The 26,684-nt window shown below is 57.5% G+C and carries 17 protein-coding genes; 13 read left to right on the plus strand and 4 right to left on the minus strand.

Annotation, left to right across the window (positions count from 1 at the left end; all coding sequences use genetic code 11):
• Positions 1-592: 592 nt before the first annotated feature.
• The 3 genes from SFX18_01600 (at position 593) to SFX18_01610 (ending at position 8,096) form a co-directional block, all read left to right on the plus strand.
• On the plus strand, positions 593-1,582 hold the full coding sequence (locus tag SFX18_01600; protein ID MDX1961815.1) for a LysR family transcriptional regulator: 990 nt from the start codon (positions 593-595) through the stop codon (positions 1,580-1,582).
• A 59-nt stretch (positions 1,583-1,641) separates the two neighbouring features.
• On the plus strand, positions 1,642-6,219 hold the full coding sequence (gltB, locus tag SFX18_01605) for a glutamate synthase large subunit (GenBank protein MDX1961816.1): 4,578 nt from the start codon (positions 1,642-1,644) through the stop codon (positions 6,217-6,219).
• A 389-nt stretch (positions 6,220-6,608) separates the two neighbouring features.
• A complete protein-coding gene (locus SFX18_01610) occupies positions 6,609-8,096 on the plus strand; it encodes a glutamate synthase subunit beta (protein ID MDX1961817.1) in 1,488 nt (495 codons plus the stop codon).
• A gap of 305 nt (positions 8,097-8,401) precedes the next feature.
• On the opposite strand, the gene SFX18_01615 is transcribed toward SFX18_01610, so the two are convergent.
• Positions 8,402-10,234: a PQQ-binding-like beta-propeller repeat protein gene (locus SFX18_01615; GenBank protein MDX1961818.1), complete on the minus strand. Its 1,833-nt coding sequence runs from the start codon at positions 10,232-10,234 to the stop codon at positions 8,402-8,404.
• A gap of 58 nt (positions 10,235-10,292) precedes the next feature.
• On the minus strand, positions 10,293-12,716 hold the full coding sequence (locus SFX18_01620; GenBank protein ID MDX1961819.1) for a PQQ-binding-like beta-propeller repeat protein: 2,424 nt from the start codon (positions 12,714-12,716) through the stop codon (positions 10,293-10,295).
• Between the two features lie 710 nt (positions 12,717-13,426).
• On the opposite strand from SFX18_01620, the gene SFX18_01625 reads away from it, so the two are divergent.
• Both SFX18_01625 and SFX18_01630 read left to right on the plus strand, forming a co-directional pair.
• Positions 13,427-13,753 carry a hypothetical protein gene (locus SFX18_01625; GenBank protein ID MDX1961820.1) on the plus strand — a complete coding sequence of 109 codons (327 nt, stop codon included), beginning with the start codon at positions 13,427-13,429 and terminating at the stop codon, positions 13,751-13,753.
• A gap of 172 nt (positions 13,754-13,925) precedes the next feature.
• Positions 13,926-14,312, plus strand: a complete 387-nt coding sequence (locus SFX18_01630; protein MDX1961821.1) for a hypothetical protein — start codon at positions 13,926-13,928, stop codon at positions 14,310-14,312.
• A gap of 168 nt (positions 14,313-14,480) precedes the next feature.
• On the opposite strand, the gene SFX18_01635 is transcribed toward SFX18_01630, so the two are convergent.
• Positions 14,481-15,338 (minus strand): hypothetical protein, encoded by an 858-nt coding sequence (locus SFX18_01635; protein MDX1961822.1) that lies wholly within the window; start codon positions 15,336-15,338, stop codon positions 14,481-14,483.
• 553 nt (positions 15,339-15,891) lie between these two features.
• Positions 15,892-17,271: a hypothetical protein gene (locus SFX18_01640; protein MDX1961823.1), complete on the minus strand. Its 1,380-nt coding sequence runs from the start codon at positions 17,269-17,271 to the stop codon at positions 15,892-15,894.
• A gap of 163 nt (positions 17,272-17,434) precedes the next feature.
• Between SFX18_01640 and SFX18_01645 the strand changes: the two genes are divergently transcribed.
• From SFX18_01645 to SFX18_01680, 8 genes are all read left to right on the plus strand, one after another.
• Positions 17,435-17,575: a hypothetical protein gene (locus SFX18_01645; protein MDX1961824.1), complete on the plus strand. Its 141-nt coding sequence runs from the start codon at positions 17,435-17,437 to the stop codon at positions 17,573-17,575.
• A gap of 379 nt (positions 17,576-17,954) precedes the next feature.
• On the plus strand, positions 17,955-18,512 hold the full coding sequence (locus SFX18_01650) for an SseB family protein (GenBank protein MDX1961825.1): 558 nt from the start codon (positions 17,955-17,957) through the stop codon (positions 18,510-18,512).
• Between the two features lie 688 nt (positions 18,513-19,200).
• Entirely contained in the window at positions 19,201-19,830 is a 630-nt protein-coding gene (locus tag SFX18_01655; GenBank protein MDX1961826.1) for a hypothetical protein, read from the plus strand.
• Positions 19,831-19,920: 90 nt separating this feature from the next.
• On the plus strand, positions 19,921-21,243 hold the full coding sequence (locus SFX18_01660; GenBank protein MDX1961827.1) for a hypothetical protein: 1,323 nt from the start codon (positions 19,921-19,923) through the stop codon (positions 21,241-21,243).
• 300 nt (positions 21,244-21,543) lie between these two features.
• A complete protein-coding gene (locus SFX18_01665; protein ID MDX1961828.1) occupies positions 21,544-22,704 on the plus strand; it encodes a GNAT family N-acetyltransferase in 1,161 nt (386 codons plus the stop codon).
• A gap of 118 nt (positions 22,705-22,822) precedes the next feature.
• Entirely contained in the window at positions 22,823-23,266 is a 444-nt protein-coding gene (locus SFX18_01670; GenBank protein MDX1961829.1) for a hypothetical protein, read from the plus strand.
• 89 nt (positions 23,267-23,355) lie between these two features.
• Positions 23,356-24,936 carry a hypothetical protein gene (locus SFX18_01675; GenBank protein ID MDX1961830.1) on the plus strand — a complete coding sequence of 527 codons (1,581 nt, stop codon included), beginning with the start codon at positions 23,356-23,358 and terminating at the stop codon, positions 24,934-24,936.
• Between the two features lie 242 nt (positions 24,937-25,178).
• Positions 25,179-26,537 (plus strand): phage portal protein, encoded by a 1,359-nt coding sequence (locus tag SFX18_01680; protein ID MDX1961831.1) that lies wholly within the window; start codon positions 25,179-25,181, stop codon positions 26,535-26,537.
• The last annotated feature ends 147 nt before the right edge of the window (positions 26,538-26,684 follow it).

Consider the following 26,684-nt stretch of genomic DNA (forward strand, 5'->3'; position numbering starts at 1 on the left):
AAACCTGGCTTACTTTACCGCGTTTTTTTGTTCGAATACCGAGGTGTGACAAAATTTCCATAGAAATGTTAGAGTTCAGTTCCCCCCACACCCCGGCTGCACCCTTAATACAGGTTAGGTAAAACAGGGAAATTTGCGGGAGAGGGGGGAGGCGGAATGCCGCAATCTGTCAGCTCGTCTTTCGCCACGGCCTAAAGATCAGGCGGGCTGACTCTTGCAACATCAAGCTTCGCTTATCCGGCCCTAGACTTAAGCCGCCCCAAAAATGAACACAACCTGAACAATTAATGATACAGCACGCATAACGATTAGAAATACTAATCAAAATAAGAACGCTTTTGTGAAATTTTAATAAAGCTTTAATTCTCAAGTTAGCTCCTAGCGTTTTTGAAAAAATATCACAAACACTTGATAATAAATAACTTATATTCATTCTATCAACCCTCGAATAGGCCACCCCCAGAACCTAGACTGGTGGGTCGTTGTCACCCAAGTCCTTGACAAAAACCATAATTCTTCCTATTTTATCATTCGCACTTGAAATAGTGCTCCAGCTTTGTATTTGCATTTCTGATTCTGAGATGGGCCCCTCATGCATTTGAAATCCCTGAAAATTTTCTGCGATGTGGTTTCCCGCCGCAGTTTTTCCAAGGCTGCCGACGACAATAACATTTCCCAGTCGGGTGTCAGCCAGGTAATTAACCAACTGGAAGCCCGGGTGGCGGTCAAGTTGATCGACCGTTCGAAGCGGCCATTTGGCCTAACTCCCGAAGGGGAAATGTATTACGACGGCTGCCGTAAACTGGTGGACCGCTATTTTGCCCTCGAGGAAGAAGTTCGCTCTCTGCATGGCGAGGTCGCCGGGCGCGTCCGGGTGGCATCGATTTATTCCATCGGCCTCACCCACATGAGCCGCTACATCCAGGAATACATGGGCCAATATCCGAAGGCGAACGTGCGGTTAGAGTACTTACACCCGCATCGGGTATACGAAGCGGTAGAAAACGACCAGGCGGATTTGGGGTTGGTCAGCTATCCCAAGGCATCCCGCACGTTAAAGGCGATCCCCTGGCGGGATGAGCCGATGCACCTGATTTGTGCTCCCGGGAACAAATTTGCCAACCAGACCGAGGTGGACCTGGGGGAACTGAACGGCGTGACCATGATCGGCTTTGACAGCGATCTGACCATCCGTCGCGAGATCGACCGGGTGCTGGCCCTGCACCAAAGCGAAGTGAAGGTGACGATGGAGTTTGACAATATCGAAACCATCAAACGGGCGATCGAAATTGACGCTGGCGTGGCGATTTTGCCGGAACCGACCGTCGCCCGTGAAGTCGCGGCCGGCAGTTTGGTGGCGATTCCCATCCAGGGGGAAGAACTGGTGCGGCCGATTGGCATTTTGGTGCGACGGGGCAAAGAGCTAGGCGTGACGATTCGCCGATTTATCGAACTGCTGCGTCAGAATAGCGAAGTGGTGTTAAGTTCGCCCGCGGGATCAACCCACGCCCCGGGCAATCCCAAGGGGAGCCCCGGCCCGTTAAATGGCACGGTTGCGGAATACGCCATCGCCGGAAATTGACTCGAAGATTCCCCGCTCATTTCCCTTACTTTACGACAATATATAGCGGTTAGCGACTTATGCGGAAATTAATCACCAATCACGGATTACCGGCCCCCCAGGGACTCTATCACCCGGAACAAGAACACGACGCTTGCGGCGTGGGCTTTGTCGTGAATATGCATGGTGTAAAAAGCCATCGCATCATTGAGCAAGGGATTGAAATCCTGGAGCACCTGGAACATCGCGGAGCCTGCGGCTGCGACCCGCAAACCGGCGACGGGGCCGGGATCTTGGTGCAGATGCCTGACGAATTTTTACGCGCGAAGGCCGCCGAGATTGGCATTACCCTGCCGCCGGTGGGGGATTATGCGGCGGGCAACATCTTTTTTATGCCGGATGACGCCGAGCGCGCCGAATGCGAGGCGCGGCTGGTCCAAGTGATCGAGGCCGAAGGGCAAATCTTTTTGGGCTGGCGGGATTTGCCGGTCGATAGCGGCGTCATCGGCCAATTGGCCCGCGATGTCGAGCCGCGCATTCGCCAGGCGTTTGTCGCCCGCGGCCCCCAGACCCCGCCGGAACTATTCGAATGGAAGCTGTTTGTCATTCGCAAGCGCGTCGGCGTGGCCACCTCCCAGGCCAATCTGGGCAAAAAGAAATACTTTTACATCAATTCGCTGTCATCGCGGACGCTGGTGTACAAAGGGCTGCTGTTGGCACCGCAGGTGTTCAAATACTACCCCGATTTGGCCGACCCCCGGTTCAATAGCGCGCTGGCGCTCGTGCATCAGCGGTATAGCACCAACACTTTTCCCACGTGGGACCTCGCGCATCCGTTTCGCTTTATCGCGCATAACGGTGAAATCAACACGCTCAAGGGAAATTACAACTGGATGCACGCCCGCGAGACCATGCTGGCCGATCCGCGCTACGGCGACGACATCAAAAAAATCTTTCCCATTTGCACCCCCGGCGGGTCCGATTCGAAAATTTTTGATAATGTCCTGGAACTCTTGCTCCTCAGCGGCCGCTCCCTGCCGGAGGCCATGAGCATGATGATCCCCGAGCCGTGGGCGGGGCACGAATCAATGAGCGACGAGCTCAAGGCCTATTACGAATATCAGGCCTGCCTGATGGAACCGTGGGACGGCCCCGCGGCCATCGCCTTTACCGATGGCACGGTCATTGGCGGCTGCCTGGACCGCAACGGACTGCGTCCCTGCCGCTACTGGGTGTTAAAGGACGGCACGGTCATCATGGCCAGCGAGGCGGGCGTGCTGGATGTGCGACAAGACCAAGTCGAACATAAAGGCCGCCTCCGTCCGGGGCGGATGTTCCTGGTCGATACCGCGCAGCGGCGAATCATTAGCGATCAAGAAATCAAAGCCGGTCTGGCCGCCAAGCAGCCCTATCGCGAATGGATCAACACCCAACAAATCCGGCTAGAGAACCTGCCCGAGGCCGAATCGACCAATGGCCAGATTGATGGCGACCTGCTGACGCAGCAACGCGCGTTTGGGTACACGCTCGAGGATTTGCGGATCATCATGGGTCCGATGGCCGCGGATGGCTACGAGCCACTCGGTTCCATGGGGAATGACACGCCGCTGGCCGTATTATCTAACCGGCCGCAACTGCTGTACAACTATTTTAAGCAACTCTTTGCGCAGGTGACCAACCCTCCGCTGGACGCCATACGCGAAGAGATCATCACGATGATGATCACCACGATCGGCAGCGAGGGGAACCTCATGACCGAAACGCCAGAGCAGTGCCACCTGCTGCGGCTGGAAATTCCGATCCTGTCCAACGCCGAACTAGCCAAGATCCGCCACTACAGCGATCAACGCCTACGGAACCAGACGTTCTCGATCCTCTTTCCCAAAAGCAGCGGCGCGGCGGGGATGCGGCAACGCCTGCAAGAGCTGCGCACCGAGGTTTCCGCCGCGATCCAGGCGGGTGTGTCGATCATCATCCTTTCAGATCGGGGCGTCAACCGCGACTTGGTTCCCATCCCCGCGCTCTTGGCCGTGGCCAATGTGCATAACCACCTCGTGCGGGAAGGGACCCGCACCCAGTGCGGCCTGGTTGTGGAAACCGGCGAAGCCCGCGAGGTGCACCACTTTGCCCTGCTGACCGGCTACGGCGCGGGGGCGGTCAATCCTTATTTGGCCTACTCCACGCTGGAAAACATGCTGGCCGAGGGGTACCTCCCCAGCACGCTCAATAAAAAACTACTGGTCAAAAACTTTAACAAGGCCGTGGTGAAGGGACTGTTAAAGGTCATGTCCAAAATGGGCATTTCCACCCAGCAAAGCTACCGCGGCGCGCAAATTTTTGAGTCGGTCGGGCTTAACACCCCCTTTGTCCAAGAGTACTTTACCGGCACGCCCAGCCGGATCGAGGGGATCGGCCTGGAGGAAATCGCCGCCGAGGCCCTCCGTCGCCATGAACACGCTTATCCCAAGATCAAGCCGGCGCAACTGTTGGACCTGGACGTGGGTGGCGAATACCAGTGGCGGCGCAAGGGGGAACTGCACGTCATGAACCCCGAAGTGGTCGCCAAACTCCAGCATTCCACCCAGTTGAACAGCCGCGAGGAATTTCGCAAGTTTTGCGCGGCCATCGACCAGCAAGAGCGTCAATTGTTGACCCTGCGGGGTTTGCTGGACTTTAAGAAAACCGCGCAGCCCATTCCGCTGGACCAGGTCGAACCCGCGACTGAAATCGTCAAGCGGTTTGCCACGGGGGCGATGTCCTTTGGCTCCATCAGCAAGGAAGCGCACGAGACCTTGGCCATTGCCATGAATCGGATTGGCGGCAAAAGCAACACCGGCGAAGGGGGGGAGGATCCCATCCGTTACACGCCCGACGCCAATGGCGACTCCCGCAAAAGCGCGATCAAGCAAGTCGCCAGCGGCCGCTTTGGCGTCACGAGCGAATATCTGGTCAGCGCCCAGGAATTGCAAATCAAAATGGCCCAAGGAGCCAAACCAGGCGAGGGGGGGCAACTTCCCGGCCACAAGGTTGATAAGGAAATTGCCCGCGTGCGGCATAGCACGCCGGGCGTGGGTCTGATTTCCCCGCCGCCCCACCACGATATTTACTCGATCGAGGACCTGGCGCAACTCATTCATGACCTAAAGAATTCCAATCGCCATGCGCGGATCAGTGTCAAGCTGGTCGCCGAAGTTGGCGTGGGGACCATTGCCGCCGGCGTGGCCAAGGGAAAATCCGACGTCGTGCTCATCAGCGGCTACGAAGGTGGAACCGGCGCCAGCCCCCAAACCTCCATCAAACACGCCGGACTCCCCTGGGAACTGGGCCTGGCCGAAACCCACCAAGTGCTGGTGTTAAATGATTTACGCAGCCGGATTGTCGTGCAGACCGACGGCATGCTGCGCACGGCCAAGGACGTGGCGGTGGCGTGTCTCTTAGGCGCGGAGGAATGGGGGATTGCCACGGCGGCCTTGGTCACCATTGGCTGCATCATGATGCGCAAATGCCATCTCAACACCTGCCCAGTCGGCATTGCCACCCAGGACCCCGAACTACGCAAAAAATTCGAAGGAAAGCCCGAACATGTCGTGAATTACTTTTTCCTCTTGGCCGAGGAATTACGCGAAATCATGGCTTCCCTGGGCGTGCGGACCATTAACGAAATGGTGGGCCGGGTGGATCTGCTGGACACCCGCCAGGCGATCACCCACTGGAAGGCGCAGGGGCTGGACTTTTCCAAGATTTTGTACAAGCCAGAGGTGCCCGAACATGTGCTGACCTATCGCGCGTTTGAGCAGGATCATGGCCTGGCGCAGTCGCTGGACCTGACCACGCTGGTTCCGCGTTGCGAACCGGCCCTGCGCGACCAGACGCCGGTGGTGTTAGAGCTGCCTATCAAAAACCTGAATCGGACCGCGGGGACGATTTTGTCGAGCGAAGTCACGCGCAAGTATGGCGCGCGGGGCTTTGAAAAGGAAAACACGATCCAACTCAACTTTCGGGGTTCGTCCGGGCAAAGCCTGTTCGCCTTTGGCGTGCATGGGATTACGGTCCGGGTGGAAGGGGACGTCAATGATTACTGCGGCAAGGGACTGAGCGGCGGGCGGATCATTGTTTATCCGCCGCGCGAGGCAACATTCATCGCCGAGGAAAACATCATCTGCGGCAACGTCGCCCTGTACGGCGCGACCAGCGGTGAACTGTTTGTGCGGGGAATCGCGGGTGAACGCTTCTGCGTGCGCAATAGCGGCGCGCACGCCGTGGTGGAGGGGGTCGGCGACCACGGTTGCGAATACATGACCGGTGGGCGGGTGATCATCTTGGGCGAGACGGGTCGGAACTTTGCCGCGGGAATGAGCGGCGGGATCGCTTATGTCTATGACGAATCCGGCAAGTTCCCCGCGCTGGTCAATAAAGAAATGGTCGAGCTGGAGGATCTGAACGATGACGACCGCGAATACCTGCAAATGATGCTGGCCAAGCATATCGACTTTACCCAATCAGCGCGGGGGCGATACATCCTGAATGATTTTGAGTCTCTTTCCGGGCATTTCTTTAAGGTGATGCCAACCGATTACAAACGCGTGCTGGCGGAAATGAAGAAAGAAGCCGAACAAGCCCGCGCACGGCAAGTTTTGCAAGAGGTGGGGAGCATGTAGGAGACAAACGTATTGTAGGAAGCGACTGTATTGTAGGAGGCGACTCTGTCGCCGAATTTATTGGCGACTACAGTTTTATAGCCGAACTATTGTCGCTGCCGCTTAACAAATACGACGATACCCGGAAGGAACCCGGACAGAAAAGGATTGTTCCGAATCAGTCAGGATGGATTGAAATTTGAAATCTGCATACGGCTGATTGGTAATACCATTGCGGAATTACAGAGAATGTGTGAACAAGAGGCATTGGAGCTAACGGAGAAAATTAATTTGTGTTCTTTCCTGCTCTCTCAGCTTCCTCCTGTTCAATCTAAATTTATGATTTGAGATTGAATATTGGACAATCAACCAAATACCACCAACCAAAAACCAAATACCACAGGCATACCATGGGCGACGTCAAAGGCTTTATGAAGTTCAAGCGCAAGGTCAGCGGCAAAGCGCCGGTGGCCGAGCGGTTGCGCCATTACAACGAATTTTTGACCATCTTGCCGGTGGAAGAACTCCGCACGCAGGGTGCCCGCTGCATGGACTGCGGTGTGCCGTTTTGTCATACCGGCTGCCCGCTGGGAAATATCATTCCCGACTGGAACGATCTGGTCTTTCGCGATAACTGGCGGGAGGCCAGCGAACGCCTGCACGCGACGAACAACTTTCCCGAATTTACGGGGCGCGTCTGTCCCGCTCCGTGCGAAACAGCCTGCGTGCTGGGTATCAACGAAGACCCCGTCGCCATTAAGCAGATTGAATGTTCCATCGCCGACCGCGCCTTTGACGAAGGTTGGGTTACACCGGAGCCTCCGCTGGAGCGAACCGGCAAACGGGTGGCGATTGTCGGCTCCGGCCCCGCGGGATTGGCCGCCGCGCAGCAACTCAACCGTGCGGGACATAGCGTGACGGTGTTTGAGCGCGCCGACCGGCCGGGGGGACTGCTCATGTATGGCATTCCCGATTTCAAATTGGAAAAATGGCGCGTGTGGCGCAGAATCGACCAACTGACCGCCGAAGGGGTGGTCTTTGAGTGCGGGGCAAATATCGGGGGGAATGTCCCCACACAAAAACTGGTCGACGAGTTTGACGCTATCTTGTTGTGCGGCGGCGCGACCGCCCCGCGCGACCTCAAGATTCCCGGCCGCGAGCTGGCGGGCATCCATTTTGCCATGGACTTTTTGCCGCAGCAAAACAAAGTCAACCAGGGGGACGAGGTGCCCGGCCAAATTTCCGCCGCCGGCAAGGATGTGATCGTGATTGGCGGTGGCGATACCGGCAGCGACTGCGACGGCACCAGCAATCGCCACGGCTGCAAAAGCCTGACCCAGTTTGAACTGATGCCCCCGCCGCCGGATGTCGGCAGCTACCCCCGCGCCAGCCAGCGCCCCGTCAATACCCCCTGGCCCTATTGGCCCGCGATTATGCGCACCAGCACCAGCCATGAAGAAGGATGCCAGCGGGAATTCAGCATTTCGACCAAGGAATTTATCGGCGATGGCCAGGGAAATGTGACCGCGCTCAGAACCGTGCAATTGGAATGGTATACCGACGAAAACGGCCGCCAACAATGCAAGGAAGTCCCCGGCACCGAGAAAACCTGGCCCACGCAGCTCGTGCTATTGGCGATGGGCTTTGTCGGCCCGGAAAAGACCGGCCCGATCGCGGATTTGGGGTTGGAGCTGGATCCCCGCGGCAATGTCAAAACTAACGCCGAGTTTCAATCCAGCCGTGAGGGGGTGTTTGCCGCCGGGGATCTACGGCGGGGTCAATCCCTGGTCGTCTGGGCGATTCACGAAGGGCGCGAAGCCGCCCGCGCCGTGGACAAATACCTGATGGGCGTCAGCCATTTGCCCAGTGTCAACGCGGGGGACTACGCGTGGCGGTAAGGGGCCAATGTGCTCATGTCCGGTAGGGGCGCAAGTCAGACGAACACAGGCGTCATGCCCGCATGAATTGGCTAGTAGAAACCCGATGACCAACAAATCGATTCATGCGGAGTGGCATTGAGCGGCCCGAGATCCATCCAATTTATTGGTAAAGCCAATATTCGGCCCCTCTTCCCTTGTGAAAAAAAAACCACGGATTATCGCCGGTAAATCAGGGAGCGGAATTTCTCCGCTCCCGATCTCCTGGCGATGATTCCGTGGTTATGTGATCGTCTAAATCTTTTCTGCCTGGCGTTGCAAAAGACTTACTTTGGCTCCGCAATGGCAAAGAGGTAATTCTTGCTGGAGATATACAGCACGCCGTTGGCCACAATGGGCGTGCTATACACGGCCGAGCCCATGTTGATCTCGCCCAGCACGTCTTTTTCCTTGCCGACGGTAAAGATGGTGATATCGCCATCTTCGTCGCCGCAGTACATTTTGCCATCGGCGATCAGCGGGCTACCCCAAGAAACCGCCAGCATATCGTGCGTCCAGTGGGGGACGCCGGTCTGACGGTCCAGGCAATGCACTAACCCGCTAAAGTCCACCACAAACAGCAAATCGCCGCTGATCGCCACGGTGCCGATTGTGCGGTGCATCTTTTCCTCGAAGTCCAGCTTGCCGTCATTATTGGCGTCATGGCTAGCATATTCCCAAAGCGCCGCAGAGTTGGGATTAGCGCGGGTGAAATCCCCTTTTTCCTTCTCGCATGCCTGGTTGCGCTTGTGCGGAATCGGGGTCTGCGGATCGGCGGTGTTAAACACCAACTCCGGGCTGACGTCCGACCCATCCGTCTTTTTTAAGGGATCAATGCACCACAGGTGGCCTTGCCCCTCGCCATGTTCGGGGTCTTCCCCGACCGCCACATAGACCAGCCCGTCATAGATGACCGGCGTGCCGATAATATGGTTGCGATCCGCCCCCTGCAGAGTGTACTTGGCAGTCTTGGGGTTGCAGTCAAATTTCCACAAGAGTTTGGCTTTGCCGTTTTCCCCGCGGGCGTCAAAGCTATACACCCAGCCGTCGCCGGCCCCAAACACCAGTTGGGGAATGCCCCCGATCTCGGCAAAGGCGGGAGACGACCACTGCCCATGCAGGACGTTTTCGCCCGGAGTGTTATCCGCCCAAATGACCTGGCCATTGTTTTTATTAAGCACCAGAAACGAGGTCGCCTTGGGCGCGGGCAAATTCGTGTGCCCCTCGTCCACGCCATTACCTGTCAGCACAAACAGATAGTCCCCGGCGATCGTGACCGAGCACGAGCACATATTATGCTGTGAGATGCCCAACTGCTTCATCATGTTAAAGTTCCAGATGACATCCGCCTCGTCCTTGGCGGTAAACTTTTCGTCTTTGACGGAGCCGTCGTTTTCGTCATCGTGAAAGCCGCGGGTGTCCAGGCATTTGACCTCTCCCCGGCTGGTGACATACCACAAGCGTTCGCCATCGATAAGTGGCGAGCAGCAAATCCCCATCAACGGCCAATCGTGCACGCGGCCTGTGGGAAGTTTTTCGCTGGAGTCCTGCCACAGGAATTTGCCGGTAGCTTCGTCAAAGCAAAGCAACACGCCCAGGTCCACCGTCGCGGGATAGCGCTTGAGATAAGCCGCGCCGTTGTTGGTGCCGACATACACTTGGCCGTTGGCGACCACGGTATTCCCATAAGTCTGGGAACCCAGCGGCACGGCCCATTTGATGTTTTTGGATTTTTCCGGAACAAATTTGCCGGTGGAGGGATCCATCGTGATTTCCCATTCCGTGGGGAGGTTGCTCGCCTCCGGGGCGTTATTGCGGCCGGGACTTCCCCCCCATTGATTCCAATCGCCGGGTTGAACTTGGTATTGCGCCGAAAATTGTCCTTTCGCGGGGGCAATTTTGGTGGCGGGAACCAGTTTTGTGGCGGGGATACCCTGGGCGGGGATACTCTTGGCGGGGACATTCGGGGTGGCAGCACTCTTGGCGGCTGGGGCTTTCTGAGTTGCTGGGGTCGTGGGGGCCGCGGCTTTGGGTTGGGCACTGGCAGTTCCGGCGCATAAGCTGAAGCTAAGCAAAACCGCAATAGCCAAAAACAGTCGGGAATGCAAACAACAAGGCATAAGGAAAACTCACTAAGGCAAGTGGATGTTGAAAAAATTGGATCGAGTTGGTGTCCAGCTAATTTTGGCTGACGGTCGTCGGTGGATTGGGGTACACCTGCAAGTTATCAATGTAAATTTCCGCCACACTGGCATTGCCAAACAGGCCCGGCGAGCCGACCACGTTGGGCGTTTCATCGACGGCCTCAATTTGCCATTCCTGGGGTTCGGGCTGGCCCCGTTCCCATACTTTGCCCCGCAGGATCGCTTTGCCATCTTCGGCATGGGCGCTAAATTTCATCGTGTACCACTTTCCACCTTCCCAGGCAAACGGCAAATCCTTGCTAAAGCGGGTCTTGATCTGGCTAGTCCAACTGCGCAGTTGCAGCTTTTGGCTATCCCCCATCATGTCCAACGTGTAACGCATGTTGATCAGTCCCATATCGGGAAGTTTGATGATCTCTTGCTTACCTTGGTCGGTTTCGGCGATGGCCTTGACCGCCTGGCCGCGTAGGTCGGCCTGAATCGTGTAGTTGGTCATGTTCCATGGACCCAGCCACCCTTGGCTGCGAGTGCCGCGAGGAATGGTGGTGACCTTGACCATGACTTTTTCACCATCGATTTCGCGAATTTTGTGGCGGTGCCGCACGCCGACCCAGGTAATAACCGGTTCCCCCTCGATGGATTTGGCCTTGGTGACGGGATTGGTTACCTCGGCCAGGGGAATGCTATTAAAATCAAATTTCCAAGGCAGCGGCGGGACCACGCGAATCCGCGCGGTGCCGGTCAAATTCCCCACTTTGGCCGTGAGAACTGTCGCCACATGCGCCGCGGATTTGTCCGCGGTAAAGTTCCCCTCCGGGGTGATCTCTCCCGGTCCGGCCAGCGTGAATGTGGCGGACTGTTCGCCCAGCAGTTGACCGCGGGCATTAAACAGCCGCACGCTGAATTTTTGGGCTTCGCCCGGCTGCATCAGGACCTCGCAGGGGACGACCTGCACATGTGAAGGCGTGTCGGAGCCGCTAACTGGGGGTTCGGGGGAGGAAGTGATGGGGGGCGGGGACGCGCTTGCCGCGGGGTCCCCATCCGCAAAGCAATACAGCGCGTGATTGGTCGGCAAATAAACCCGATTTTCGCTGGCGATCATCGAGCCACTCACCTCGTCGACGGGGTCGAGCCGCGCTTTTAGCAAGAATTTGGCCCCTTCCGCCGTCGGCTGCAAAATGTGCAGCCCGCTCGTCGTCGGCATGTATATTTTATCATCCGCAACTAGGGGACTGGCGCGGGTGAGTGCTCCGACTAGCTTGATCGGGCGTTTGGTGATGGTTTGCCCGGTTTTGGCATCCAGAATAAACAAATTGGAAGAGTCATCCACGCAGTACAGCCGGTCGTTATGGATCACCGGCGAGCTTTTGCCGCACATGACGGACTTTTGCATCCACAACAGATGCTCTTTTTTATCAGTGATGTCTCCCTTTGCCCCTTTGGCATTGATGGCGGCCACGCAACCAATGGTCGTGTTGTCCATGTTTTCTTCCCCTTGGGCGATGTACACCGTATCCCCCACGACCAAGGGAGAGACGCTAATGCCGCGGCGGGAAAGCTTGTAATTCCACAGGGGGACGCCCGTCCGGGGCTGAAAGCTCCAGACGCTGCCGTCGCTACTGCCAAAAATCATTTGCGCCTGGCCGTCGATCACCTTGATCACGGGCGTGCTATAGGTCGTGTCCTCGGGAAGTTCCTTCGTCCCGTTAAACCAGCGGACTTCGCCCGTGTGCTTGTCCATACCGAGAAAGCGGTGCGCAGGGCGGGCCATCTCTCCCCAGCCGATCACCACCGCGCTGGCGATGACCATATCGTCAAAGACCACCGGCACGTTGGTCCGCCCGCCATACGTGCTCAGCGCGCCGAATTCCTCGTGCAGGGAGCGATCCCACACAACCTTGCCCGTGTCGGCGTCCAGGCAGGCAAAGTAGCCATTGACCCCCTGGGCAAAGATGGTGTTGGTCTGCGGATCGGCCACACAGCAGGACCAACCGACGCGCTCCGCGGGCACGTCCGACAGATACACGTTATGCTTGGCTTCCCAAATTTTGTTCCCGGTCGCCGCGTCCAGGCAAATCACTTTTTCCATTTCGCGGTTCGTCTCGCGGGCGTCGCGGACAATGGTGTACAGCTTTCCTTTGTAGATAATCGGCGTGGAGATGCCCCCCGCCTCTTCGTTCTTCCAGGCGACATTCTTGCCCGAACGCAAATCAACCGTACTAACCAAGTTCGATGAGGAACGAGAAACGCCATCTTGATCGGGGCCACGCCAATTCGGCCAGTCGGCGGGAGACGAAACCGACGCGTTGACAGCCGCAACGCTAAGGGGGGCGGGGGCGGCCTTGCCCTGTGGCGCGGAAGCCGCTACACCAAGATTTTTTGCGGTCACTTGGGCAAATAAGGGACTTAGTCCAGATAAAACCAGCAGAAAGCTTAAGCAGGCGCGAAGAATTGGCATGAATTTCTGTAAAGGCACATTACTTGTTGAAACAACGATTGGGGTGGAAGACATCATTCCCTCTTCTTATTGACTCGGGTTGGACCAATATCAAAGGCTCGGGTTATCAATGACCCAGGTTGGAAAACTGCGGGGGAGTGCCATTGGTACTGCCGTCATGCAAAGTGAGCTTTGGCAGTGCAATTTACTCTTTCCCTACGAACGTGACAGGTGGGATGTTGGGCGGGTCGTGGGAAATTTCCCACGCTACGGGAAGCCAAAAGGAGTCATACTGACTGGCAATCGAAAGATGGGACTCTACAACTAAATTAAAGAATTTGGGGACTAAATGCAAGCAAACCGTCAGCAAACGATTTGACCGCCACAAGGTGAAAAGCGGCTGTATTTTGCCGGAATTGCGGTCATCCGCGATCCATGGCTTTGGGAATAATGTGCTGTAAAAGCAATAAATTTTGCGGATCGTAGGACTGGGAACTGCTACAACGAATCCTCCGTTACTGCGGAATTGTCCGTAAAAAACGGTTCCGCACCCTGCCGAGCGCGGGTTCATCCCCCTAGGCGGGAATATCCGACATCATTGATACAGACCGAGAATCTGTCGCGTCCAGGCGGGGGAAATCGCTTTGACACGGCTGGCCCGAATCCCGCATCTAACAGTGAGGGAATTTGGCCATAAAACAATAAATCTTTACCGGAAAAGGAGTTCCGTCATGAAATCACTGTCCCTCTTGGCTGCCGCCTGCCTGTGCGTGCTCAGCCTGTCCGCCGAATGTAGTGCCGCTGAGTATTGCCAACCCGGCTCTCCCGCCGATGTTGGTCGCAATTATTATGTCCCCGGCGTCCCCTGTGGCGATGCCGGAGCTATTGGTGCCCAACTGTACGTCTCCCCCCGGCCGGTACCGGCATTCGTGGGCCATACCTACATCACATATGAAGGTTTGATGCCGCACGAGATGCTGTACAAGCACCACCGGACCTATTATCGTCCCTGGGGTCCCTACGGCGGCGTTACCCGCGCGAAGATTCATTGGTGGTAAGCGGGTAGGAGGCAACTCCGTAGGTAAATTTCAAATTTCAAATTTGAGATACTGCATTTGAGATCCGAGATTTGAGATTTAAAACCTGAGATCAGAGACACCAAACCGCCGCACGACCAGCGATCAAACAACTTTCCCCCCCTTAAATTTATTTACCCTTGGGAACATCCCTATGAACCGTTTCCTGTTGGCCGGAGTGGCTGGATTGGTGCTTGCGCTGGGGACGGCGTCCACAGCCCATGCCCAATATCCCTACACCAAGCCCTACCTAACCGCCAGTCAACAGGCGGTAAACGTGAGCCAGGGTTTGCCCTGGCATAACAAGTACGCCCATCAAGCCTATGGCGAGCCGTACGCCCTGGTTGTCCCGCCCAATGCCGAATACCAAACACACTACGCGTGGGGTGTCGGCGGGATGCGGAACACCCCGATCTTTCACCAGTATGGCCGCAGCTATCCTGGCGGGGGGGGCTTTGGCGGTTATCGCTTTCGGCATCCCCCCTATTGGCCCAGCGACACCAACCAGTTTGGCGTGTATTACATTCGCGGCCCGTGGTAAGCAGCTAATTTAACAACCGCCAGCGCAGGACAGATTCGTGGTGATTATCAACAGCAACGCCAAGCGAATGTCCCCGGACATTCACTTGGCGTTAATTATTTTAGGCTGTTTGTGGTGCTTTAAACTGATAAAGTCCTATCAAGATGCTGCGCGGGATTAGTGGCGCGCCTACGCGGCGCTATGTATCCGCGCGGCCCTTTGTGTCTGCGTGGCGTGGCGGCCGCACAAGACCGCGGCGGCCAAGCTGGCCGCTCCCCACCACCAGCTTGGTTCTGGCACCACCGGGGAGTAACCCACCTGCGTGAACAGGGCCTGAACTTCGGCGGAGGAAGTGTTGTCGCCGACAAAAATAAAATTACTTAGCCCATACGGATCAGAGGGAAAACCATTGCTGGGATATTGCCGCAAGGGCCCCACCATGGGGTTGGCCATGCCCGGGGCAAAAAACGCATAGCTGTCGCCAAACACCGATAACGTATAATTTGTGATCGCCGCCGTGGTGTCGTAGAGTGCTTCCTCGGCATGGGTAAAGGTCGTGCTTTGGGCAAAGACGCGATCCTCCCAAAAACCAATTTCGATCCCGCGATTGTCGTGGCCCAGCACGATCAAGCTCCAACCGGCGCGGTCATTGGTGTTGTGATTTTCGTTGGTGATTTGCACGTTGATGCTTAGCGAATAACCCAGCGTGCGGTCCAGCACCACACCCGGAGGGACCGGCGTGACGCCGGGAATGCGGCTATATCCGGCGCGATCGGTTATGGGATCGGCCGTGTCAAACAGCATGGTGTTCCCCAGGTTGTTTTCGATCACGGACTGCGGCGGATCAAAAGTCGTCGCCCCCGTGGCCAAATAAAACCAACCCTGGTCTTGCGGCTTTTGGCCAGTCGTGGAATTGTACAAAATTATGGGCATGGCCTGGGCCACGCTACCGCCACCCGCCAGCAGCAGCAACCCGATCAGTAACAATCGCCGCCAGCCAATTTGCCGCCGCCCCGTTCCGCTGAACTGACCAAAGAATGCCGACATGCTTGACCCTTTTACAAAGTTGAATCGTCAGTTGATCTGTTAGCCCAAAAGTGATATCGCCTTCGATACCGGTAACACGCAGAGATCGTCTTCATGTATGGTAATTACCTGTCCCCTCGGATAGGCGCGATTTGCCATCAAAACGTCTAAAAAAGCCAGGGCAATCGTGACTGCAGGGGTATCGTGGCAACGCCGGTTCGTAACTTAACCAGCAATTACCCGACTAAAACACCGAAACACCCCAAAAAGATGCGGCAAAAGAGCCGCGCAAAGGGGGGATAGAATGTATGCGGTAGCGGACTCCCACACAAAAAACGGGGAATAGCAAAACGTGCTGACACCGCCATAAAATTCCCATGACGGCAGGTCAGGCTCCCTTATAGCATGCACCCGTGCCAAAAATCAAGCGAATTTGAGGGGTAACACGGCAGAAAAACCCCGGCGGGGAAAGCCCGCGGGGTTTATTGACTTGGCGTTTGCCGATTTTTGGCCATGTGGGGAAAAGCGCGTTGGTAATTGGCTCTCTTCCCATGCCCAGCCGACGGAGGCGGGATTAGCGATACAGACTGCCCGAGGCGCCTGTTCCGCCATTGGCGGTGCCACTGCCAACGGTGCCGCCGCTGGCGGGCAGGTAACTGTGTGAATAACCTTGCGTGGCGGTTGTTGCCGGGCTGGCCCCCGTGGGGGAGCTGCCGGCACCGGCAGTTAAGGAATTTGCCGGCAGACAAACGCCGTTTTCACAAACCACGCCACTCGGCAGGCTGCCACTGGCGGCGGCGGGCAAATTGGGACTGCCGCTGGCCTGCAGGGCATTCATGTTGTATTGGCCGCTCGCCGTCGTGGGCGTGGCCAAACTGCCGTTTTGTGTGGCTGTGCCAGGGGTTGCTTCATAGTTCGCCGGTTGTACGGTATTTCCCTGCTGCCCATTGTTCAGAGCGGTGGTAGATCCCGCCGTCCCTAAATAGTTGTAATTACTGGTCCCGCCGGGGCGATAAGAACTGGCGGCGGCGGCAGTCGTTACCCCGCGGTTGCCGTACTGATAGTTAGGGACTTGATAGCCATTGTTTCCCGGCTGGTAATTTGGCTTGTCAGCCATACTGGCCGAGGCGATCGATTGGTTGTTTTGCGCCGCGTCCAAACCCGCTTGGCTGTTAAAGGGGGTGCCGCCAGCCGGTGTTGTTGACAAAGGATAACCGGTGGAAGATACCGTGCCTGTCGCGGAGGTCGTGGCGGCGTTGTTGTTCCAACCACTACCGGTCGCCGCTCCTTGATAGCCGGTGCCACCACTGGTATTCGGGGCAAATCCCGGATTGCTGGGGGGCGTGTAAGGATATAAGCCACCGGCGGGCGCGCTCCCCGCAGCGGGGTTACTCGCGGGATAACTGGCCGGGGCCACCCCACTGCCGGGGGCCATGGTCGCCGTGGGATTGACGGCACCGGTTTGATTCATAGCGCCGGGTTGATTATACGACCCAAAACCGCTGGCCATGTAATTTGCCTGCGCGGGATAAGCGGGCGTAGAGGGGGTACTCATCGCGGTGTAGGCCGCGGCGCTGGTTGGTCCTCCGGGCGTCGTCGTGGCATTTCCCATGACCACCTGTGCCGGACCATAAGGCGTGTTGGGGGCTTGCGTGTAATTTGCCACCGGCGTGGAGGTTTGCGGGTAATTGGCGTTGCCGGCGGCCAGGGTGGAGGTAGAGGGCGTGCCACCTGGCGTGGACGCGCCTGTCGAGGTTCCCTTGGTGGTGTTGGTTGTGGTGTTATCCGCCAGGGCTTCCCGCGAAGGAAGATTGGGCTTGCCGGTGCCGGCCAGGGCGGTATCTTTTTTGGCCCAGGGATTCCAACTCCAACTGCCGCCGCCGCCGGACTGGCAACCGCTGACACCCAAACTAACGGCGATCAAGGCGGCCAACTGAACTTTGCTGCAACGCATACACGCACTTCCTTGTGTGTGATTCGGGAAACATCCGCTAGCACCGGATTTGCCATTCTCCCGCGTCTATCCGGGCAACTTGATGAGTTTTTTGATAGCCGAGCGGGTATCTATTTTCACTATCGGGCGGGCAACCCGCGAAATCCATATATTCCGCAAAGTTTTGGCAATCCCGCTCCTCAAGACCCCGCCCCCGGTCCACCCCCGCCTGCTAGCAGGGGGCCTGTGGCTGCCCGCGGCGGATGATGGCAAACTACCGCGATTGACGATTACGGCGCGGCTTCCCGGCGGGGGGGGATCATAGGGAGAGCATTAAAAGTCGTCAATGCCGATTACAATGTGTCAAAATTGTCAGTATTTTATGAAAGCCGGATTTAGATTTGCCCCATCGACATGGCGGAAAACCCGCGGCTGATTGGTCCGCCAGACGGCAATTATGCGGTATCTGCGGACTATAACGGGCACCCTGGCTCCCCCAGCATGTCTCATTCATAAAATTATGTCAGCGAATTTGCCAGCCGTTGGCCTAGGGTTTAAGATAATATCTGTTAAATTTTTGGTGTGGGATCGGACCGGATCGTTACCAAGCACGGATGGCGGGATGTAGCGTTGGGCTGTTATTCCGGGCCTGTTGATATTCCACGTGTTTTGGTTTTTCATTTCCTTGTCTGTCTGGTAATTCCATGTCCAACGAACAATTTAATCCGACTGGTTCGATGTCTTCCAATCAAGCGGGTGGCCTGACCCCCGCCAACCCCGCGTTTGTTGCCACTTCGCCCCTCGAACAATTACTCGAAGCCGCCTGCACCAACAAAATGCAGATGGAAGTTTTTCTCAATCAATTCATCAACAACCATGTGCTGGTTCTGCTGAATGAAGACCCCGGCAATCCGCCCCAAATGAATAAAATCTCCCCGGTTACCTTTAATCGAGGGGACGGCCAGCAATATGTGGTCACCTTTACCTCCGCCGAACGGGTCAAGCCGTTTGTCGAACAATTTCCGCAGTTTAAACATGCCCTGGGCATGCACGCCGGTTTTATTGTGCAATCCCTCAATAACAATATCGGCATTGCGGTGAATCCTGGCTGCCCCATCGGCTTTGAATGGCATGCTCCGGGCGTGCAACAAGCCAAATCCAACATTGACTGGTCCAAGGCCCCCTGGAATCAACAACAAGCCGCGGCCGCGCAATCAATGAATCCCGCGGGCGGCATGGCTCCGCCGCCGTCCAACGCCTAAGCGTGGCGCGGAGAGCGCGGACTTTTGTTGCGAGTGCCCGTTTGACCCGGCCGTAGGCGATAAGACCGCCACGGTAATTTCATCTGCCGCGCTCTTTGGACCATTTATTATCAACCCAGGGTTGCAGCGCAACCCTGGGTTGTTTGTTGAGGTAGTGGTGTGTTCAGGTAAAGCAGGTTTAGACGCCTTGTAAAAATAACACCTAAACTTTTAGTGCTGTCCAAAAATTTGCATTGGCAGGACTCCCTTTGGTTCAAGGGCATTTAATCCCTTTGCGGGCCAAAAGTCCGATTCATTCTACTGGGAGACTCTCAATTTGGCTCTTAAGCTATAAGTCTCGTGCCAAAGCCCCAAACACGAAAATCGTGATAAACACAGTGAGGTAAATTTGCTCCCAGGCTGGCGTTGCGGGGTGAAATGCTGTTTGCCCCTTGCTCACGCTGCGGGCTGATTGCTTATCCAAATTTCTCAAAATTTTCCATCCTTTGTGTTTGATTTTGTGCCAAAGGTTGTGCTACAGTCACGCGTATTGCAAATGTACTTATGTACATTTATTGATGGTGGCCGACCTGCGGCCTATGCCGCAAACCGCTGTCGCCCGCACTATTTCTGAATTTCGGTTTGGGCAAACACACGCGCCATTGACCGGAATCTAGCTCCCGCACCAACCACATAAAAAGGGGACGCCATGCGCGCACAGCTTTGTTGGCCGCTTATCTGTATCAAAGTCATCTTTGCCGGCGCGGCGGTGCTTGCGGGGAGTTGTCGTGTTGGCATCGCGGCCGAAATACGCGCCGGATCCCCCGCTTCCCTGGCTCCGCCCGCCGCGCAAATGATGCAGCTTCCCCCCGCTGTCCGCCAATGGTACCGCAATCCCGATGGCTCTTGCGTGCAATGCAGTATCGGCATGTGCGGTGTCTGGTCCAACATTCCCGCCGCCAGCACCCTACTCTGGAACACCCCCTACGGCCCCGCGATCCGCGGCGGCTCTTGGCCCAGCCGTGTTAGCGACTACGCCCGTCGTCGCGGCATTCCCCTGTACAACATCACCGGCGCCACCACGCTGGATTGGCTGCGTTGGGCGGGACGGACGGGCCGATTTGCGGCCATGGCCGCGGGGCCAGCGCACTTTCAAACGCTGTACGGCTATGACCCCGCGACCAACAGTTGGCAGGTCTGCAATAACAACTCCCCCCAACGGATCGATCATTACTCCGACGCGCAATTTCGCCGCCTGCATGCCAGTGGCGGTCCCTGGGTGGTGATCCTAGATGCTCCGGCCAGTCCAGCCGTGCCGCAGTATCGCCGCTGGTGGTAGGTTTGCGCTAACCAGCGGCGATCTACTACTCCACATCTCCTCTACTCCATTTCTAACCACTACCCACTAACCACCATCCACTTTCTTCCCATGCGACTCACATTCTGCTGCTTATTGTTTGTTCCCCTGTTGCAACTTGCGGCCCAAGTCACCACGGGGCCGGAAATTGACGTTCAAGAAATTCACCGTCGGGGTGATACCGTCGAGTATGTAACAGGGGACGCACAATCCACCGAAAGCGCCGCTTCCGAAACCGCGCTTGCGGCGCTGGCACCCCCCGCGGATGACGACCACAAATGGTTTATCACCGTCATTAAGCAGGATAATTGTCCGCCGTGTCAGCAATTATTGACCGATCTGAGCCAGGATCCCCGGCTGTTGGCGTTTGTCCAGCCCGCCAAACCCCCAGAGTCCTGGGCTCACTTTAATGTGTATGCCCGCGAGGATGAAACGCAGGCCTGGCGATGGGAAAAAATTCGGTTGCGGGGTTATCCCACGCTCTTGGTGCAACCCCCCCGCAACGGCCGCTATGGCCCAGCGGCTACGGTCGTCCTGCAAAAGACCGGTTATGGCGGTGATGCCGCCGCCTTGGCACGGCAACTCCGCACGGCGATCACCGACTATGCCACCAAACACCAGGCAACCCCGGCTGACGCGGCGCTGATAACCGGCGTATCGGCAAATACGCGGTCCAGCAATCACCTCCCCTTAATCACTGCCAACACGTTGATTCCCGATGAGCCGAGCGACCTCGGCAACGCAGCGCCTGCTCCATTTGCGCCTCCCGCGATTCCCGAACCGCTACCTCATGATCCGGCGCCAGGGCCATTGGTCGTTCCTCCGCAGGTGGATCCGGACGCGCGTCCCGCGCCGCAACCTGATCCCGCTCCCACACCATCCCCCGCGCCGCGAATCGCTCCCGCTGTCCCCGGTCCGTTCCCCCAACACCCCGAAGCGGTCGTCATTGTCGACAAATTCGCCGACAGTATGACCGATGAGCGGACCTGGGCGCGCGTCCGCGCGGTATTGCAGCGGCTGCAAAAAGAACGCCCCGGCCTGATCGTGCGGCTGCTGGATATTCGCGACGCCGCGCAATATCCCATTTCCCCCGGCGAATTGCCGGCGGTCATCACCACCAGCGAAGGACGCATCGAAACCAAGCTCGACCGCCGCTTGCTGCCGCTCTTGCAGGCTGACCTGCAAACCTTTCCCTGGGAAGCATTACTCTCGTTTTTTACGCTCGGCTTTAACTGGGCCGGACTGGCGGCGATCGGCATTTGGCTGGCGGCGCTTGTTCGTCAATGGCGCAAGGCCCGCGGCCAGCGGTTATTACTCGATGAACAGTCGCTGTCGCAATTGCGCGAATTGCTGGCCAAACTGCTGAAAAGCGATACGCCTCCCACAAATACATAAATGCTGGCGTGGTCGAGGAATCGCAAGCAATATACCTCATAGAAAGAGAATCATCGCGATGACATGCGTGAATCATGCCGGTACAAGGTCCAATAAAAAGCCTTTACCCAAATCTCATCAGCGTATCCAGTCTGAGAAAACCATACCGCAATTGTTTCAGATTGTGATTGAATGTCCCGACGAACCCACACAAGCCGCGCTCTATGCGCAATTAAAAGCGCAAGGGCACCGCTTGCGGTTGATCGCATTCACTTAGCCCGCCACATTTCAGCCCGCAGCGTTAGCCAGGGACCATTAATGATGCCTATTGAACCTCTATTGCCTTCCCTGCAATTGCACCTGCATCGGCAGACGCCACTGGCCGATTCCTTTCGCACGCGACAAATCGCCGGCCAGTATGGTCTGACATTGGCGGAGACTTTAACTGAATGCATCGTGTGTGATTTACCCGACCTCCGGCGGCCCTGGCGAATCGGGCTAATCACGGGTCCCTCGGGCAGTGGCAAATCTAGCGTCGCTCGGCAGTTATTTGGTGAAAGTGTTGCCACCCCGGCTGATTGGCCGCGCGACAGGGCCATCATCGATAGCCTGGGCGAGTTAACCACCCGTCAGCTCGCGCGGTTGCTAACCGCCGTGGGGCTAGGGAGCATTCCGGCGTGGCTCAAGCCGTATCATGTGCTAAGCACCGGGCAGCGCTTTCGGTGTGATTTGGCGCATGCTTTTGCCAAGTCGGTCGCCGAACCCGGCAAAATGACATCCGTGGCAAAAGACCCACCGCCGATACCGACGGTGGTTTACGACGAGTTCTCTAGCACGATTGATCGGACCGCGGCGCGGATGGTGGCGGCGACAGTGGCAAAAGCGATACGCCGGGAGCATCTTTGCTGTCGATTTGTCGCGGTCACCTGCCATGACGACGTGGCCGTGTGGCTTGCGCCGGATTGGACGTTGGATATGGGGACGGGACAATTCGCACGGAGGTCGCTTCGGCGGCCCCCCATCAGTTGCGAGATCTATCGTTATGACAACGGAGCCTGGCGGTTATTTCGCCACCATCACTATCTAAGCGGCAAGTTATCGCCACAAGCGCGATGTTATGTCGCCCTGTGGAATAAGCGGCCCGTTGGATTTTGCGCGGTGTTACCGGCGCTTGGCCACCGCGGGCTATGGCGGATCACGCGATTGGTGGTCTTGCCGGACTTCCAGGGCCTGGGGCTGGGGATGCGACTGGCGGAGGCGATAGCCGCGGGCTACCAGCGGCAGGGGCTGCGGATGAACATCTCCGGCGCGCATCCGGCGCTGATCGCGCATTGCCGCCGCTCGCCCTGCTGGCGTTGCACGGCGGTTTACAAGTATGGCCAACGCGGGTCGCCCGCATTTGAAGGAACGTTTCGCGGTTCATACGGACGACCCACGGTAACATTTAGCTATGTGGGCGAGTGTAATCCTCTCACTCCGTGAGAGGAACAGCGGGAATTTACTATAAAACAAGCATGATTTCCCGTAATGACCGCTGTTTTTTTAGACACCTGAATCACACGGAGTGTGATGAGTACAACGCACCAGCGGGAGAATACGCATGCCAGAATCCGCCGGGGCGGGCAAATTGACCAAGGCCAAACAGCAAGCGATCGGCACCATCTTGGCCGTGGGGGGAACGCTTAAAATGGCCGCCGACCATTGTGGTTGCCTGGTCAAGGATATTAAAGCCGCTGCAAAAGCCGATCCCCGGTTTGCCACGCAACTGCGGCAATACCAGTTGCGGCCGCAGTTGGACACGCTGACTTGCTTATTCACCGCCGCCCGCGATCCCAAACAGTGGCGCGCCGCGGCCTGGGCGCTCGAACGAATGTATCCGGCGCGCTACGGTCCCCGCAAGGCTGACACACTCACCCGCGTGGAACTTGCTCGATTTGTCAAGCACCTGGTCAAAATCCTGGCCGCCGAAATACCCCAGGCACGCACGCGGCAGCGTATTGAACGTCAATTAGCTGAATTGATGACCGCGCATGGACCGCATTAAGAATAACCCCTTTACATTTTCAGTGCGGACGGCACTTATTCTGGCTCGCAACTTTTTCTCCGCGTTTCCCTATGGTATTTTTCAACTCTATGCAACGCCGATTGCTAGGGCAAATACAGTCCGAATGGCAAGAACGGCTTATCGTCGGAAAGCGATCGCGCGGTACGCGGCGGCGGCGTCAGCGCGAGGCAAATCTGCTGAATTGGGGGCGATACTATCTGCCAGAGCACTTTCGCCGGACGCCGTCGCATCTGCACACCTGGCTGGCGGAATGGTTGGATCAACCGCGGAACAATGGCTGGCGGCTAAATGTGCTGGCTCCCCGCGGCGCGGCAAAATCCACGCTGGTTACGCTGGCCTATGTCCTGCGCACGGCGCTAACCGGTCAGGTGCCGTTCATCTGGATTGTCAGCGACACCCGCGCTCAGGCCGCCGGGCATCTGGCCAATCTGCGGGCGGAGCTAACCTGCAACACACGCCTGGCACGCGCGTACCCCGTGACCTGCGGCGCGGGACCAGTCTGGCGCGCGATGCAACTGCAACTGCGCAATGGCGTCACCCTAGAGGCAATCGGCACCGGTCAACGCGTCCGGGGCAAACGCCACCGCGCCGCCCGCCCCGGATTGATACTCTGCGATGATTTACAAAATGATGGGCATGCCTTGTCGCCGCGATTGCGCGAGCTTTCCCGCCGTTGGTTCTTTGGCATGTTGCTCAAGGCTGGAACCAAGCGGACAAACATCGTCAATCTGGCGACGGCGCTGCATCGGGACGCGCTCGCGCTCGAGCTGACGCGCACCGCCGGCTGGCAGTCACGCACCTTTGCCGCTATAGAAAAGTGGCCCACGCGGATGGATCTCTGGGCGGCCTGGGAGCGGATTTATTGCAATCGCGATCTGCCCGATCCGGCGGCCGACGCGCTGCGATATTATGAGGAACATCAAGCGGAGATGGAGGCGGGCGTGGAACTCTTGTGGCCCGCCGAGGAAGACCTGTACACGCTGATGCGGCAGCGGTGCGAAGGGGGCCGCGTCGCGTTTGACCGCGAAAAGCAAAATATCCCCGCCAACCCCGACAGTTGCGAATGGCCCGCCGAATACTTTGGCGATCATCTGTGGTTTGACGAATGGCCACGCGACGCGCGGGTGCGGGCGATCGCCATTGATCCCAGCAAGGGACGCACGGACCGCGTTGGAGATTACTCGGCCATTGTGCGTCTGGCGATCGATCCGCGCGGTGTGGTCTATGTGGCCGCGGACTTGTCGCGCCGTACCACCGAAATCCTGGTCGCCGATGGCATCGCCTGGTACCGGCAGTTTCAACCCCAGGTGCTAGGCATCGAGGCCAATCAATTTCAAGAACTACTGGCCGCGCAATTGATTGCCGAGCTGACCCGCCAGGGCCTCCCCGCCATTCCCGTGATCCCCGTTGAAAACACCCTGGCCAAGGTAGTGCGCATCCGTCGCTGGGGGCCGCTGCTTGCTCAGCAGCGCGCACGGTTTTTAGCAAATTGCCCCGGCACAAAGCTGCTGGTCGAGCAATTGCGGGACTTTCCGCATGGCGCGCATGACGACGGACCCGACGCGGCGGAACTGGCCCTGCGCCTGGCCTGCGAATGGTTAACCGAACCAGCCGCCGACGGCCTGGGAGGCAATCTACTAAGGGGATAAAAGTCCGCAAGGTGAGACAAGTCCGTGGGGGGACAAGCCGAAATAATCAACGCTCGGGCCATTACTTCACGACCGCGATGTCCCACAGAATGACACGACATAGAACATGCATTGGGCCGTTGGCCCACATGAACAGAGTCACGTTAATGTCTGGTTCCATTTTACTGAATACCAGCAACCAAAAACCATATTCCTAAAACCACTCCTCCGTACTCCATTTCTCCATACTCCACTACTGCACCATGCCCTCCCCAATTTCCCAACGCCTGACCGAAGCTTGGTCCGCGCTACTCGACACCCTGGTCGATCCGCACGAGCCGTTCCTGGACGATGCCTCCGCCGCCTGGCTGCCGCTCGCCAGTGATGCCGCGCCTGGCGACATGACGATCCCATCCGCCGCGCAGTTACAAGAAACCCGCAATCATTGCCGGATGCTGGCCCTTACTAATGAATTTGCCATCAATGGGCATGAAAACCGGATTAACTTTATCGTCGGGCCGGGGCATTCTTATCGCGTGACGGCGGTTCGCGGCCAGCAGCCCGCGCGGACGCTGCTACTGGACGCGATGCAAGAGCTGAATCGCTTCTTGCGGGAAAATCAGTGGCCGCTGCGCCAGGCCGAGATTGTTCGCCGCCGCGACCGCGATGGCGAGGTCTTTCTGCGCTTCTTTACCAGTCCCGCCGGTGTCCTGCAATTGCGGTTTGTCGAACCGGCCGCGGTGGCCACGCCCCCCCGCTATGCCGCGCAACCGGGTGTGCGGCTGGGGATCATGACTCTCCCCCAGGATGTTGAGACCGTACAAGCGTATTTGATTGACGGGAGCATCGTTCCCGCGGATGAAATTCAGCATCGCAAGCTAGGGGTCGATGCCAATGTGCTGCGCGGGATGCCGCTATTTTATCCAGTACGCAAGAATCTGCGCCGTGCCGAAAAGCTGCTGCGGAACATGAGCACCGTGGCCGAGATTCAATCGGCAATCGCGTTGATTCGCAAGCATCGGGCGGCGGGACGCGGCGGAGTGGAGGCCTTTGTGGCGGGACAAGCCGATGCCACCGCGCCGAACATGGGAAGTGGCGGCGGTGCGCGCAGCCGAACATGGCAGCATTTTTCGCCGGGGACCATCTTGGACGCTCCCGGCAGCATTGAATATGAATTTCCCGCCGCGCAACTTAACGCCGGCAGTTATGTCGCGATATTGCAGGCGGAACTGCGGGCGATTGCCAGCCGGCTGGTCATGCCAGAATTTATGCTAACGAGCGACGCCTCCAACGCAAACTACAGCTCGACGATGATCGCCGAAGGTCCGGCGATGCGCATGTTCGCCCGCCTCCAGGCGGAGCAAGTCGCGGCTGACCAGGTCGTGCTAGAAAAAGCACTGCAAACGGCCATCACGGCGGGCCGTCTGCCGCGGGACACGCTGGAATTGTGCGAAATTACCGCCGTGCCGCCATCGCTGGCCGTGCGCGATCAACTGCAAGAAACACAACGACGCAGAATTGAATATCAAAGCGGCATCTTGTCCGCGCAAACCTGGTCGCAGCAGACGGGCTTGGACTATGACCAGGAACAAGCCTTACGGAAAGCCCACGCGGCAATTTAAGCCCGGCGCGTATTAGCCCGCAGTGCCTTAGCCCGCAGCGTTAGCAAGGGACGGAAGGCGGGAGACGAGAGACGGGAGGCGAGAGACGAGAGACGCGACATCAGCCCACAGCGTCAGCCTGTGTCAACACGTCCCCTATCGGCGACA

The sequence above is a fragment of the Pirellulales bacterium genome (assembly GCA_033762255.1).
GTDB lineage: Bacteria > Planctomycetota > Planctomycetia > Pirellulales > JALHPA01 > JANRLT01.

What these genes read in the sequence shown, in the direction of transcription:
- SFX18_01600 (MDX1961815.1), top strand. Translation starts at nt 593, where the DNA reads ATGCATTTGAAATCCCTGAAAATTTTCTGCGATGTGGTTTCCCGCCGC.
- gltB (MDX1961816.1), top strand. Translation starts at nt 1,642, where the DNA reads ATGCGGAAATTAATCACCAATCACGGATTACCGGCCCCCCAGGGACTC.
- SFX18_01610 (MDX1961817.1), top strand. Translation starts at nt 6,609, where the DNA reads ATGGGCGACGTCAAAGGCTTTATGAAGTTCAAGCGCAAGGTCAGCGGC.
- SFX18_01615 (MDX1961818.1), bottom strand. Translation starts at nt 10,234, where the DNA reads ATGCCTTGTTGTTTGCATTCCCGACTGTTTTTGGCTATTGCGGTTTTG.
- SFX18_01620 (MDX1961819.1), bottom strand. Translation starts at nt 12,716, where the DNA reads ATGCCAATTCTTCGCGCCTGCTTAAGCTTTCTGCTGGTTTTATCTGGA.
- SFX18_01625 (MDX1961820.1), top strand. Translation starts at nt 13,427, where the DNA reads ATGAAATCACTGTCCCTCTTGGCTGCCGCCTGCCTGTGCGTGCTCAGC.
- SFX18_01630 (MDX1961821.1), top strand. Translation starts at nt 13,926, where the DNA reads ATGAACCGTTTCCTGTTGGCCGGAGTGGCTGGATTGGTGCTTGCGCTG.
- SFX18_01635 (MDX1961822.1), bottom strand. Translation starts at nt 15,338, where the DNA reads ATGTCGGCATTCTTTGGTCAGTTCAGCGGAACGGGGCGGCGGCAAATT.
- SFX18_01640 (MDX1961823.1), bottom strand. Translation starts at nt 17,271, where the DNA reads ATGCGTTGCAGCAAAGTTCAGTTGGCCGCCTTGATCGCCGTTAGTTTG.
- SFX18_01650 (MDX1961825.1), top strand. Translation starts at nt 17,955, where the DNA reads ATGTCCAACGAACAATTTAATCCGACTGGTTCGATGTCTTCCAATCAA.
- SFX18_01655 (MDX1961826.1), top strand. Translation starts at nt 19,201, where the DNA reads ATGCGCGCACAGCTTTGTTGGCCGCTTATCTGTATCAAAGTCATCTTT.
- SFX18_01660 (MDX1961827.1), top strand. Translation starts at nt 19,921, where the DNA reads ATGCGACTCACATTCTGCTGCTTATTGTTTGTTCCCCTGTTGCAACTT.
- SFX18_01665 (MDX1961828.1), top strand. Translation starts at nt 21,544, where the DNA reads ATGCCTATTGAACCTCTATTGCCTTCCCTGCAATTGCACCTGCATCGG.
- SFX18_01670 (MDX1961829.1), top strand. Translation starts at nt 22,823, where the DNA reads ATGCCAGAATCCGCCGGGGCGGGCAAATTGACCAAGGCCAAACAGCAA.
- SFX18_01675 (MDX1961830.1), top strand. Translation starts at nt 23,356, where the DNA reads ATGCAACGCCGATTGCTAGGGCAAATACAGTCCGAATGGCAAGAACGG.
- SFX18_01680 (MDX1961831.1), top strand. Translation starts at nt 25,179, where the DNA reads ATGCCCTCCCCAATTTCCCAACGCCTGACCGAAGCTTGGTCCGCGCTA.